Source organism: Noviherbaspirillum phoenicis (genome assembly GCF_047237965.1).
GTDB lineage: Bacteria > Pseudomonadota > Gammaproteobacteria > Burkholderiales > Burkholderiaceae_D > Noviherbaspirillum_A.
Genome location: NZ_JBDFLX010000001.1, coordinates 2,458,492 through 2,469,735, shown reverse-complemented (window position 1 = coordinate 2,469,735; position 11,244 = coordinate 2,458,492). Strand labels below are relative to the sequence as shown.

The window sequence follows — 11,244 nt, the reverse complement described above, 5'->3', positions numbered from 1 at the left end:
GCAAACTTCAAACTTCAAAAGCAACTGCTGCTTCGCAGTGACGTCTTTACGCCGGGTGAAACAAGCCGACTGCACTGCCGTCATGACCAGGCCGGGTGTTCGCCCCGGCGGGCGAGTCACTTTTTTGCTCCGCCAAAAAAGTAACCAAAAAAGGCGACCCCGACTGTGCCGCCCCGCTGCGCGGGGTTCCCGCGCCGGCGATGCCCGGAGCGGGGCGCGGCTAAACTCGCTCCGCTGCGCGGCGCTCAGACAGACGCCGCACCTTTTCCCGCTCCGGGCATCGCCGTCACGGCGGTACACAGACGGGGACCCTAACTGCAACGGCAACAGCAACGGCAATAGCCACGTCAAAGGCAACTGTAACTGCAACTGCAACTGCAACTGCAACTGCAACGGTCACAGCCACCGCTCGCCGGAAAGCAGTCACAACCGCCAGCCCCAATACAAAAAGGGCTTGCATGTTGCCATGCAAGCCCTTCGTATTTGGTAGGCCGTGCGGGATTCGAACCTGCGACCAACGGATTAAAAGTCCGCTGCTCTACCAGCTGAGCTAACGACCCAAAAACTTCTTACTGCAACTTCAAACCTGCATGCAACGATGCTGCATTCATGCTGAACCACCGCATTAAAAAAGGACTGCCTCGCGGTAGTCCTTGAATACAACATGCTGCGGTATTCGTGGTAGGCCGTGCGGGATTCGAACCTGCGACCAACGGATTAAAAGTCCGCTGCTCTACCAGCTGAGCTAACGACCCGAAAGACCGCCATTATAGGGAGCCGACCCTGGACTGTCAAATCGTTGCACTGATTTAACAGCTGGCCGGTCAGGCTCCCGCCACATCTATTTCAATGCGACCAGACGCTGGCGCGCGGTTTGCGCCGCGTTCGAGTCGGGATACTGCGCAATCAGGGTTTCCAGCGTCTTCTTGGCGGCCGTCTTGTCCTTCAACTCGGTGTAGCAGCTGGCGATGTTGAGCATCGCGTCAGGCGCTTTCGGGTTGTCGGCGTAACGGCTTACCACCACCTGCTGCGCCGCGATCGCGCCGCGGTAGTCGCGCTCGGCATACAGCGCATTGCCCAGCCAGTACTGGGCCGATGCCGCATAGCCGGACTGCGGATAGCTGCGCAGGAAGGTGGAGAAGGACTGGCCGGCGCCCTTGTAGTCGCCGCCCTTGAACTGGGCCAGCGCGGCGTCATAGGACTGCTGCTCGGACTGCTGCACATCGACCTCGCGGCCATCCACCGTCATGCGCTGCGGCTCGAGCTTGCGCAGCCGGCCGTCGAGGTCGGCGTAGAAATCCTTCTGCCGCCGCTGCTCGTTGGCCAGCTCGTTGGTGAGCACCTCGATCTGTCCACGCAGCCGCGCGATCTCGCCGCGCAGCTGTTCGTTCTGGCTTGCCAGGTCGAGACTGGTGGTCTTGTCGGCCTTGCCGTCGACGCGGGCATTGACCGCGTCGATGCGGGCGCGAATGTCGAGGATGGCGCGACGTGCTTCATCGTCGTCAAACAGGCCGGCATGCGCCTGCAGCGGCGAAGCCAGCGCGGCCGCGGTCACGGCCAGCGCCAGTGCGGATCTGATCAGGGTGCGCATGGCGATCAGTAGGCGATGTCGGCGCGGCGGTTCTCAGCCCATGCGGCTTCGTCGCTGCCCAGGGCCTTCGGCTTTTCCTTGCCGAAGGAAACGGCTTCCATCTGGCTTTCCTGCACGCCCAGCAGCGACAGTGCGCGACGCACGGCCTCGGCGCGCTTCTGGCCCAGCGCCAGGTTGTATTCGCGGCCACCGCGCTCGTCGGTGTTGCCCTGGATGACGATCTGGCGCGACTTGTTGGCGTTGAGGTAGCGGGCGTGGGCGTCCAGCACCGGCTTGAACTCGTCCTTGACACTGTAGCTGTCGAGGTCGAAGTAGATGCTGCGCTTGGCCAGTACGCCTTGCGGGTCGTTCAGCGGGTCCATGCCGGAACGGGTGGCGTTGACGGTGCCGACGCTGCGCGGATCGGCGTTTTGGCCGGTGGTGCTGCCGGTGCGGTCTTCAACGGCGGCCTTGTCGTCGAGCTTGACGGGCGACGAGCAGGCTGCGACCAGCATGGCGCTGGTCAGCATGAGGGCGAGGATTTTTGGGCTGCGCATGGGTAGTTCTCCTGTTTGGGTGATCGGATTAATTCATGAAGGGGCCCCAGTTGGGCTCCCGGATATCGCCTGCCTGGGTGGTAACACGTTGCTTGATTCGGCCATCGACCGAAACCACCGCCAGCGTGCCGCGCCGTCCGCCCGATTCGGTGGCATACATGATGTATTTACCGTTGGGCGAGAAGCTGGGCGATTCATCCTTGGTGGTATCCGACAGGCGCAGTTCCTGGTTGTTGGACAGGTCCAGCACATACAGCTGGAAACGGCCGTCGCGGCGCGAGATATAGGCTAGCGACTTGCCGTCCGGCGAGATGCGCGGACTGATGTTGTAACTGCCGGTGAAGGTTACCCGCTGCGCATTGCCGCCAGTGGCAGGCATGCGGTAGATCTGCGGACCGCCGCTGCGGTCGCTGGTGAAATAGATCGACTTGCCGTCGGCCGAGAATTGCGGCTCGGTGTCGATGCCGTCGGTATTGGTCAGGCGCTGCAGGTTGCTGCCGTCGGCATTGACGGTATAGACCTGGGTCAGGCCGTTGCGCGCCAGCGCGATCGCGATCTTGCTGCCGTCCGGCGACCAGGACGGCGCCGAGTTGCTGCCCTTGAAGTTGGCCACCACGGTGCGCTGGCGGGTCACCAGGTTCTGCACGTAGACCACCGGCTTCTTGTTCTCAAACGACACATAGGCAACCCGGGTGCCGTCCGGCGACCAGGCCGGCGAGATGATGGGCTCGTTCGAGCGCAGCGCCACGTTCACGCCTTCGCCGTCGGCGTCGGCCACTTCCAGCCGGTATTCATTGCCGACCTTGGTCACATAGGCGACCCGGGTGGCGAAGGCGCCGCGCACGCCGACCAGCTTTTCATAGATGTCGTCGGCAATCTTGTGGCCGGTCACGCGGGTGAACTGCGGCTGCGCGGCCAGGGCCAGCGCGGACAGCTGGCTGGACTTCAGGGTGTCGAGCAGGCGATAGCGCACATCGAAGCGGCCGTCGGCCAGGCGCTGCACGCTGCCCACCACCAGCGCCTCGGCGCCGCGCGACTTCCATTCGCCGTAGTTGATCTGGGCGGCATCCGACATCACGCCGGCATCCATCACCTTGAACATGCCGCTGCGTTCGAGATCGGCCTTGATGATGGCGCTGACCTGCTGCGGCGCGATGCCTTCATCAGCAAAACCGGCCACGGCGATCGGGATCTGCTGCGCGCCGACACCGGCGATTTCCACCCGCAACTGGGCGTGCACCTGGGTCGTCGCGCCGGTGAGCAGGGCAGCCACAGCGACCGCGTGTACGAGTAATTTCTTGATCATGGCTTACTGGTCCTTCGGTTTGTGGGAGACGGTGAAGCCCGACGGCGCACGTCCGGAACTGTCGGGCGGGAAGGGCTGCGACTTCTCGATGGCGCGCTTGACCGCCTCGTCGAAGCCGGGCACGCCCGAGCTCTTGATCTTGCGGATGCTGCGCACCGAGCCGTCCGGCAGCAGGTCGACCGAGTACTCGACAGCCGGGTTGTTGGACAGCTCGTCCGGCACATTGAACACGGTGTTGGAGCGGATCTTGCCGCCAACCTTGGCCGCATAGCCGGCATCTGCCCGCGATGCGCCCTGCGATTTCGCTGCCTGGCCGCTGCCGCCGGAGCCGGTGGCCTGCGCCGTCATGCGCGATAGGTCCTCCAGGCGTCGCTGTTCCGCCGCGGCCGCTTCCGCGGCGGCTTCGGCGCGTTTCTTCTTCTCGGCTTCCGCCAGCTTGCGCTTCTTCTCGGCCTCAGCCAGTTCGCGCTTCTTCTCTTCCTCGGCAACGCGCTTCTTTTCTTCCTCGGCGGCGCGCTTCTTCTCGGCTTCGGCCTGCAGCTTGCGCTCGCGCTCGGCTTCGGCGCGGCGTTCCTTTTCCGCTTCCAGGCGCTTTTCCTTTTCGGCTTCGGCCTTGGCCAGTTCCTTCTTGCGGGCCTGCTCCTGTTCCTTTTCCTTCTTCAGCGCCAGCTTCTTCTGTTCCTCGCGTTCCTCGCGCTCCTCTTCCAGGCGGCGCTCTTTCTCGAGACGCTTCTTCCTTTCCTGTTCCAGCGCGATGTCGGGATTCGGCACCGGTTTCTCCACCGGCTTTTCAACCGCCGGCGCCGGCGTCGGCTTGGGCGCTTCCGCCACGCGCGGCGCCGGTTGCGGCGGCGGCGGTGGCGGCTGTTCGGGTTCCGGCTCCGGTTGCGGCTTGGGCGCGGCCTGCTGTGCCTGCGGGTTCCAGATCTCCGCCTCGACCGCCACCGGCGTCTCGTTTTGCCAGCGCACGCCTATCCATAACAGCGCCACCAGCGCCAGATGCACCAGCACCGCCAGCGCGAATGCGCGGCCGCCGCCGGGTTCCTTGGGGATGGTATAGGGCGTTGCCTTGTCGTTCATGGACGTGTTGACAGTGTTAGCGGGTGGCCAGGCCGACGCGCTCGAAACCGATCTTCTTGGCCTCGGACACCATCTGGATCACTTCATCGTATTTGATGTTCTTGTCGGCGGCGATCATGATCGCCGTCTCCGGATTCTCGGCATGCATCGCCTTCAGGCGCCGCACCAGTTCGGCCCGGCTCGACACGGTCTGCTGCGAGCCCGCGCTCTTTCCTCCGGTGATGCCGATACTGGCCGCCTCGTCCGGCTTCAGCGAGATCTGGATGTACTCCGGCGGCGGCAGCGCCGACTTGCCGGCGGTGGGCAGGTTGATGACGCTCGGGTTCACCATGGGCGCGGCGGCCATGAAGATCACCAGCAGCACCAGCATCACGTCGATATACGGCACGACGTTGATCTCGGACTTGAACTTGCGCGAACGGCCGCCGCGCATGCTTGAATTGGCCATCAGCGCGCCTGCCTTTGCAGAATGTTGGAAAACTCTTCGATGAAGGTTTCGAAGCGGATCGCCAGGCGGTCGATGTCATGGGAATAGCGGTTGTAGGCCACTACCGCCGGAATCGCCGCGAACAGGCCGATCGCGGTGGCGATCAGTGCTTCGGCGATGCCCGGCGCGACGGTCGCCAACGTGGCCTGCTGCACATTGCCCAGGCCGCGGAAGGCATTCATGATGCCCCACACCGTGCCGAACAGGCCGACGTAGGGCGAGACCGAACCGACCGAAGCCAGGAAGGCCAGGTGCGATTCCAGCGCATCCATCTCGCGCTGGTAGGCCGCGCGCATCGCGCGGCGGGCGCCTTCCAGCGGGCCGGCGCCCTGGGCATCGGCCCGCGAGCCGATCGCGCGCGCCTTGTTGAACTCGCTCATGCCGGATTCGAAGATGCGCTCCAGCGCGCCGCTGTCGTTCTTGTACTGCCGGCGCGACGAGGTGGCGTCCTGGTACAGCGCGTCGAGATTGCCGCCCGACCAGAACAGCCGCTCGAATTCATCGGTCTGGGCGCGGGCGTTGCGGATCGCGAACATCTTGCGAAAGATGTAGGTCCAGCTCATTGCCGAGACGGCCAGCAGCAGCGCCATCACGAGCTGCACCAGAATCGATGCGTTGGAAATCAGGTGGAGAAAAGACAGGTCTGCGGTGGGAGTCATGGAATCGGCTTGTCGGTAAAACGAATTCAGTCTGGTTAGGCGCGGCGCTGTTCAACACGGCACATGGCGTTGAAGGCGGCACTGGCGGAGTCGGTCATGCGGCGTCGTCCGTGATCCGGTCATATACTTGCGCCGGTATCGCGCCGGGGCGCAGGGTATTGGTGTCAACGCAGCCGACCTTGATCCGGCCGGTGCTGAGCAGTTCGGGCCCGGCCGGCGTGGCGCGCCAGGCTTCCTGGAAAAACTGCACCGACGCGCGGCCCAGCCGCTCCACCTTCACGCTGATCGTCAATTCATCATCCAGCCGCGCCGGCGCATGGTAGTCCACTGCGGTGCTGCGCACAACAAACATCACGCCATGGGACTGCGCCAGTTGTTGCTGTTCCACACCAGCCGCGCGCAGCCATTCGGTACGCGCCCGTTCAAAGAACTTCAGGTAATTGGCATAGAAAACAATGCCGCCCGTGTCGGTATCTTCGTAATAGACGCGTATCGTCCAGGTGAACTGTGCTGCGGTCATCGAACGACTTTCAGAACTTTCCCTTGTGAAATGCGCCTATGTTGCGGCGCAAACATTCTACTACTGCTTGCGTTTGACGGTAAATGCCGAAAAGCCCTGGCAAGTCGGCATCATCTCGATCATGTTGATATTCACATGCCTGGGCAGCGTGGCGATCCAGTAAGCGGTTTCGGCGATGTCGGCGGCGGTGAGCGGCTCGGTGCCTTCGTACACCTTGGCGGCGGCGGCATCGTCGCCGCGGAAGCGCACATTGGAAAACTCGGTGCCGCCGCACAGGCCGGGCGCGATATTGGTCGCGCGTACGCCGGTGCCGACCAGGTCGGCGCGCAGGTTCAGCGTGAACTGGTCGACGAAGGCCTTGGTGGCGCCGTAGACATTACCGCCGGGGTAGGGATAGCCGCCGGCCACCGAACCGATGTTGATGATCAGGCCGCTGCCGCGCGCCACCATCTGCGGCAGCACGCGCCGCGTCATCGTCACCAGGCCCTTGCAGTTGGTGTCTATCATGGTTTCCCACTCGTCCAGCGAGGCGTTGTGCGCCGGCTCCACGCCCAGCGCCAGGCCGGCATTGTTGACCAGCACGTCGATCTCTTTCCAGTCCGCCGGCAGCGCGGCCAGCGCGGCGTCGATGGAGTCTTTGCTGGTCACATCCATTTCGACCGGCAGCAGCGCCGCGCCCAGTTCGCCGGCGAGCGCGTCCAGGCGTTCCCTGCGGCGGCCGGCCGCGATCACCCTGTGGCCATGGGCCACGAATTTACGGGCCATTTCGGCGCCAAAGCCGGCGGTTGCGCCAGTAACCAGAACAATCATGGAAATTCCTAAACGGTGGATGAACGAACCGAAAAGCGGAAATTGTAGCTGAAAGGGTAAGCAGCCGCAGGTGCGGCGGCGCACCAATCTTGCTCAAAATGGGCCGTTAATCTACAATGCGCGGACCATTTCGTCTCACGTGACTGGCGAAAAGCCGGAACTCTGCATCCGGCGCAAGGTGGGCATCCACCGGGAAGCGTGAGATTTCAACAGCCGTGCGCCTGGGCAGCCAAGATGGTAAGTAGATTGAGGCTGCCGTCATTCCCCCTGCATTCCGGCTGGCCTTCATCCCATCGCATCGTTGCTGTCCGTCCCCATCGATTGGAGTACTCCATGTTTGCCAAAGACCACACCATCGCCAAAGTCGATCCTGAACTCTGGTCCGCCATCCAGCTCGAAAACACCCGCCAGCAGGAACATATCGAGCTGATCGCCTCCGAAAACTACACCTCGCCCGCGGTGATGGAAGCCCAGGGCAGCCAGCTCACCAACAAGTATGCGGAAGGCTATCCCGGCAAGCGCTACTACGGCGGCTGCGAGTACGTGGACGTGGCCGAGACCCTGGCCATCAACCGCCTGAAGGAGCTGTTCGGCGCCGAAGCCGCCAACGTCCAGCCCAATTCCGGCTCCCAGGCCAACCAGGGCGTGTTCTTCGCGATGTTGAAGCCCGGCGACACCATCATGGGCATGTCGCTGGCCGAAGGCGGCCACCTGACCCACGGCATGGCGCTGAACATGTCCGGCAAATGGTTCAACGTCGTGTCCTACGGCCTGGACGAGAAGGAAGAGATCGACTATGAAGCCATGGAGCGGCTGGCCCGCGAGCACAAGCCGAAAATGATCATCGCCGGCGCTTCCGCCTACGCGCTGCGCATCGATTTCGAGCGCTTCGCGAAAATCGCGAAGGAAGTCGGCGCCTACTTCATGGTCGACATGGCCCACTATGCCGGCCTGATCGCCGCCGGCGTGTACCCGAACCCGGTGCCGCATGCCGATTTCGTGACCTCCACCACCCACAAGTCGCTGCGCGGCCCGCGCGGCGGCGTGATCCTGATGAAGGCCGAGCACGAGAAGGCCATCAATTCGGCGATCTTCCCCGGCATCCAGGGCGGCCCGCTGATGCATGTCATCGCCGGCAAGGCGGTGGCGTTCAAGGAGGCGCTGAGCCCGGAATTCAAGACCTACCAGCAGCAGGTGGTGAAGAATGCCGCGGCGCTGGCCAACACGCTGATCGAGCGCGGCCTGCGCATCGTCTCCGGTCGCACCGAGTCGCACGTGATGCTGGTCGACCTGCGCGCCAAGAAAATCACCGGCAAGGAAGCCGAAGCCATCCTCGGTTCGGCCCACATCACCTGCAACAAGAACGCGATCCCGAACGACCCGGAAAAGCCATTCGTCACTTCCGGCATCCGCCTGGGCAGCCCGGCGATGACCACCCGCGGCTTCGGCGAGGCCGAGGCAGTCAAGGTCGGCAACCTGATCGCCGACGTGCTCGACAATCCGCATGACGCCGCCACCATCGATCGCGTCAAGGCCGAGGTGAAGAAGCTGACCGACGCCTTCCCGGTCTACGCGGCGTAATCGCCGGGCGCCATCGCGGCGCATCCCGCCTGCCGGTTGCACGAGCCGACAGGCGGCCCTTATACTCGTTGCCCATTCTCCAATGGCTGTCGCTTCCGGTGCCCGCTCATGAAATGTCCTTTCTGCCAGCACGAAGACACGCAAGTCCTCGACACCCGGGTGTCCGAGGAAGGCGACAGCATCCGCCGCAGGCGTCGCTGCAATTACTGCGAAAAGCGCTTCACCACCTATGAACGGGTGGAACTGGCAATGCCGGTCATCGTCAAGAAAAACGGCAGCCGCACCAATTTTGAACCATCCAAGCTGCGCGCCTCGATGATGCTGGCCCTGCGCAAGCGGCCGGTGCCGGCCGACGCGGTGGACACCGCGATCCAGCACATCGAGGAAAAGCTGCGTTCCAGCGGCCAGCGCGAAATTCCGTCCGGCCAGGTCGGCGAACTCGTCATGGCCGAATTGCAGCGTTTGGACAAGATTGCCTACATACGCTTCGCTTCGGTGTACCGCAGTTTTCAGGATGTCGCCGAATTCCGCGATGTGATCGCGGAAATCGACCCCGACCGCAAGAAGCCCCAGAAATAGTCCGTAGCCTCAAAAGTCCATACACAGAAGTCGGTTGTCTGTCCGCCTGTCTCGCTGCGCGTGCCCATCGGGTCGCAGTCCGGAACGGTGTTCGCCTGATCTGTCCAGCCTGAGCCGGACGGTCGCAAGAACACTGCCCACGCCTTTCGTCTCGCATGTCCCGTCCCGCCGCTCCTGCGGCTGGCGGGCTATTGCCGGAGTTTGCGACCATGGGAAATACTGCGCGCGGCTTTACCCTGATCGAAGTGCTGATCGTGCTGTGCCTGATGTCGCTGGGTGCACTGAGCCTGCTTGAACTGCAATGGCGTTCGCTGCATGCCACTCGGCAGTCCGCGCTGCATGGCGTGGCAATGCAGCTGGCGGTCGACATGGCTGAACGCCTGCGCGCCGGCGCAGCGCCCGATGCGGCCGAACAGGCAGCCTGGCAGGCCCGGGTTGCCGCGGCGCTTCCCGCCGGCCGGGCGCTGATCTGCCAGGATGCCTCGCCCTGGGATGAGGCGGCCGGCGCCTATCGATGGGCCTGCGGCGGCGAGCCGCCCGGCCCGCAGGTGGTCAAGCTGGGCTGGCGCAGCGGGGCCGACGGCGCCGTGCCGCATCCGGGCGTGGTGATCGTCGTTGCGCCGGCGCAGCCATGAAGCGCGCGCCGCGCCGGCATGCGGCCGGTTTGTCCCTGCCCGAACTGATGGTGGCGCTGGCGATCGGCATGATGCTGGTGCTGGCCGCGATCTCCCTGCTGCTGGCTGTACGCGCCGCCTACCTGCTGCATGATGATCGAGCCCGGCTGGAAGAGAACGGCCGCTTCGCGCTGGAACTGATCAGCCGGGCGGTGCGGCAGGCCGGCCACCGCGACTGGGGCGTGGCCGGCAGTGGTGCGGCGGCGCTGCAGCCCGTCGCCGGGCTGGACGCAAGGTCGCTCAGGGATGCCGCCGATGGCATAGCCGGCCCGTATGGGAGCACGGTCAATGGCAGCGACGTGCTGGCCTTGCGCTTCGAGGGCAGCGGGGAGGGCGGCGGCGATGGCGCGATACAGAACTGTGCCGGCGCGGCCGTCGGCGCCGATGGCGGGCAAGGCGGCTGGAGCATTTTCTACATCGCCAATGACGCCGGCGGCGAACCGGAGCTGCGCTGCAAATACCGCGGTCCCGGCGGCTGGAAGTCCGACGCGCTGGTGCGCGGCATCGAGGGCTTCCAGGTGCTGTACGGCATCGAGGCGCAGCCTGGGGCTGCTCCGGACCGCTTCGTCAGCGCCACCGCCGTGCAGGCGCAGGCCGGCGCCTGGCAGGCGGTGGGCGCGGTCAGGATCGCGTTGCTGGCGCGTGGCACGCAGGCCGACGCCGACGCCAGCGGCGCCGGCAGCTACGCGCTGTTCGGTGCGGCCTACGAGGGCAGCGCCGATCCCGGCACGGTGATCCAGGTGGCCGAGCTTCCTGCCGCCAGCCGCAGGCTGTCGCGCCGGATCTACGGCGCTACCGTGTATTTGCGCAATCGCGTCCAGGAGGCGCCATGAGCCGTGCCGCCGGCAGTGCCCTGCTGATGTGCCTGCTGGTGATGGCGGTGGCGCTGATGCTGGGCCTGTCGGGCGCCCGGATTGCGCTGCAGGAAGAGCGGGCGGCGCGCAACGATCGCGACCGCAAGACGGCCTTCCAGGCTGCCGAAGCCGCCTTGCTCGACGCCCAGCGCGATATCGAACAGCCGGCCGGCGCCAGTCCGCGTGCCGCGCTGCTTGCTTCGGCCGCGCCAGTGTTCCCGGCCGGCTGCGGCGCCGGCGCCGCCAATCCGCTACTGGGCCTGTGCGCCGGTCAGGGCGCCGCGCCGGCCTGGCTTGCCGTCGACTTCCGTGATGAAGGCGAAGCCACGATGCGCAGCATTGCATATGGACGCTTCACCGGCCAAGCCATGCCGGCCGGCGGCGGCGCACTGCCGGCCCGCCGGCCGCGCTACCTGATCGAAGCCTATCCCGACCGCCGCGCCGGCAGCAGCGCCGACCTGGCCGGCGCCGGCACGCTTTATCGCATCAGCGCGGTCGGTTTCGGCGCCCAGGAGGATACCTGGGTGCTGCTGCAGGCCTGGTACCGGCGCGTGGGGGGAGGCTGAC

General features: G+C 64.9%; 13 protein-coding genes, 2 tRNA genes and 1 riboswitch. Of the genes, 5 read left to right on the top strand and 10 right to left on the bottom strand.

What is annotated here, in order from left to right; genetic code table 11:
- Positions 1-484 precede the first annotated feature (484 nt).
- The 10 genes from ABC383_RS11160 to ABC383_RS11115 all read right to left on the bottom strand — a co-directional run bounded on the left by ABC383_RS11160 (position 485) and on the right by ABC383_RS11115 (position 6,989).
- Positions 485-560 (bottom strand) — tRNA-Lys (locus ABC383_RS11160).
- 119 nt (positions 561-679) lie between these two features.
- Positions 680-755: transfer RNA gene (locus tag ABC383_RS11155), tRNA-Lys, on the bottom strand.
- An 86-nt stretch (positions 756-841) separates the two neighbouring features.
- The gene (gene ybgF, locus ABC383_RS11150) at positions 842-1,591 is read right to left on the bottom strand and encodes a tol-pal system protein YbgF (protein WP_413013956.1); all 750 of its coding nucleotides are present in this window, start codon (positions 1,589-1,591) and stop codon (positions 842-844) included.
- A gap of 5 nt (positions 1,592-1,596) precedes the next feature.
- Complete coding sequence (gene pal / locus ABC383_RS11145; RefSeq protein WP_413013955.1) at positions 1,597-2,127, bottom strand: peptidoglycan-associated lipoprotein Pal; 531 nt, start codon at positions 2,125-2,127, stop codon at positions 1,597-1,599.
- A 28-nt stretch (positions 2,128-2,155) separates the two neighbouring features.
- A complete protein-coding gene (gene tolB, locus ABC383_RS11140; RefSeq protein ID WP_413013953.1) occupies positions 2,156-3,433 on the bottom strand; it encodes a Tol-Pal system beta propeller repeat protein TolB in 1,278 nt (425 codons plus the stop codon).
- 3 nt (positions 3,434-3,436) lie between these two features.
- Positions 3,437-4,513 carry a cell envelope integrity protein TolA gene (gene tolA / locus ABC383_RS11135; protein WP_413013951.1) on the bottom strand — a complete coding sequence of 359 codons (1,077 nt, stop codon included), beginning with the start codon at positions 4,511-4,513 and terminating at the stop codon, positions 3,437-3,439.
- A gap of 16 nt (positions 4,514-4,529) precedes the next feature.
- Entirely contained in the window at positions 4,530-4,961 is a 432-nt protein-coding gene (locus tag ABC383_RS11130) for an ExbD/TolR family protein (RefSeq protein WP_413013950.1), read from the bottom strand.
- Positions 4,961-5,659 carry a protein TolQ gene (gene tolQ, locus ABC383_RS11125; protein WP_194711527.1) on the bottom strand — a complete coding sequence of 233 codons (699 nt, stop codon included), beginning with the start codon at positions 5,657-5,659 and terminating at the stop codon, positions 4,961-4,963. Before tolQ ends, ABC383_RS11130 begins: the two co-directional genes overlap by 1 nt.
- A 94-nt stretch (positions 5,660-5,753) precedes the next feature.
- Positions 5,754-6,179 carry a tol-pal system-associated acyl-CoA thioesterase gene (gene ybgC / locus ABC383_RS11120; protein ID WP_413013948.1) on the bottom strand — a complete coding sequence of 142 codons (426 nt, stop codon included), beginning with the start codon at positions 6,177-6,179 and terminating at the stop codon, positions 5,754-5,756.
- 60 nt (positions 6,180-6,239) lie between these two features.
- Positions 6,240-6,989 (bottom strand): SDR family NAD(P)-dependent oxidoreductase, encoded by a 750-nt coding sequence (locus ABC383_RS11115; protein ID WP_413013947.1) that lies wholly within the window; start codon positions 6,987-6,989, stop codon positions 6,240-6,242.
- A 129-nt stretch (positions 6,990-7,118) separates the two neighbouring features.
- Positions 7,119-7,223, top strand: a riboswitch (ZMP/ZTP riboswitch).
- A gap of 99 nt (positions 7,224-7,322) precedes the next feature.
- On the opposite strand from ABC383_RS11115, the gene glyA reads away from it, so the two are divergent.
- From glyA to ABC383_RS11090, 5 genes are all read left to right on the top strand, one after another.
- Entirely contained in the window at positions 7,323-8,570 is a 1,248-nt protein-coding gene (glyA, locus tag ABC383_RS11110) for a serine hydroxymethyltransferase (RefSeq protein WP_413013946.1), read from the top strand.
- Positions 8,571-8,678: 108 nt separating this feature from the next.
- Positions 8,679-9,149 (top strand): transcriptional regulator NrdR, encoded by a 471-nt coding sequence (nrdR, locus tag ABC383_RS11105; RefSeq protein WP_413013944.1) that lies wholly within the window; start codon positions 8,679-8,681, stop codon positions 9,147-9,149.
- Between the two features lie 209 nt (positions 9,150-9,358).
- Positions 9,359-9,784, top strand: a complete 426-nt coding sequence (locus tag ABC383_RS11100) for a prepilin-type N-terminal cleavage/methylation domain-containing protein (RefSeq protein WP_413013943.1) — start codon at positions 9,359-9,361, stop codon at positions 9,782-9,784.
- Positions 9,781-10,656: a PilW family protein gene (locus tag ABC383_RS11095; RefSeq protein ID WP_413013942.1), complete on the top strand. Its 876-nt coding sequence runs from the start codon at positions 9,781-9,783 to the stop codon at positions 10,654-10,656. Before ABC383_RS11100 ends, ABC383_RS11095 begins: the two co-directional genes overlap by 4 nt.
- A complete protein-coding gene (locus ABC383_RS11090; protein WP_413013940.1) occupies positions 10,653-11,243 on the top strand; it encodes a pilus assembly PilX family protein in 591 nt (196 codons plus the stop codon). The genes ABC383_RS11095 and ABC383_RS11090 overlap by 4 nt, the downstream gene beginning before the upstream one ends.
- Position 11,244: the final 1 nt, after the last annotated feature.

Excerpts from the sequence above, each read along its gene's own strand:
- ybgF (WP_413013956.1), bottom strand. The coding sequence starts at position 1,591 with ATGCGCACCCTGATCAGATCCGCACTGGCGCTGGCCGTGACCGCGGCC.
- pal (WP_413013955.1), bottom strand. The coding sequence starts at position 2,127 with ATGCGCAGCCCAAAAATCCTCGCCCTCATGCTGACCAGCGCCATGCTG.
- tolB (WP_413013953.1), bottom strand. The coding sequence starts at position 3,433 with ATGATCAAGAAATTACTCGTACACGCGGTCGCTGTGGCTGCCCTGCTC.
- tolA (WP_413013951.1), bottom strand. The coding sequence starts at position 4,513 with ATGAACGACAAGGCAACGCCCTATACCATCCCCAAGGAACCCGGCGGC.
- ABC383_RS11130 (WP_413013950.1), bottom strand. The coding sequence starts at position 4,961 with ATGGCCAATTCAAGCATGCGCGGCGGCCGTTCGCGCAAGTTCAAGTCC.
- tolQ (WP_194711527.1), bottom strand. The coding sequence starts at position 5,659 with ATGACTCCCACCGCAGACCTGTCTTTTCTCCACCTGATTTCCAACGCA.
- ybgC (WP_413013948.1), bottom strand. The coding sequence starts at position 6,179 with ATGACCGCAGCACAGTTCACCTGGACGATACGCGTCTATTACGAAGAT.
- ABC383_RS11115 (WP_413013947.1), bottom strand. The coding sequence starts at position 6,989 with ATGATTGTTCTGGTTACTGGCGCAACCGCCGGCTTTGGCGCCGAAATG.
- glyA (WP_413013946.1), top strand. The coding sequence starts at position 7,323 with ATGTTTGCCAAAGACCACACCATCGCCAAAGTCGATCCTGAACTCTGG.
- nrdR (WP_413013944.1), top strand. The coding sequence starts at position 8,679 with ATGAAATGTCCTTTCTGCCAGCACGAAGACACGCAAGTCCTCGACACC.
- ABC383_RS11100 (WP_413013943.1), top strand. The coding sequence starts at position 9,359 with ATGGGAAATACTGCGCGCGGCTTTACCCTGATCGAAGTGCTGATCGTG.
- ABC383_RS11095 (WP_413013942.1), top strand. The coding sequence starts at position 9,781 with ATGAAGCGCGCGCCGCGCCGGCATGCGGCCGGTTTGTCCCTGCCCGAA.
- ABC383_RS11090 (WP_413013940.1), top strand. The coding sequence starts at position 10,653 with ATGAGCCGTGCCGCCGGCAGTGCCCTGCTGATGTGCCTGCTGGTGATG.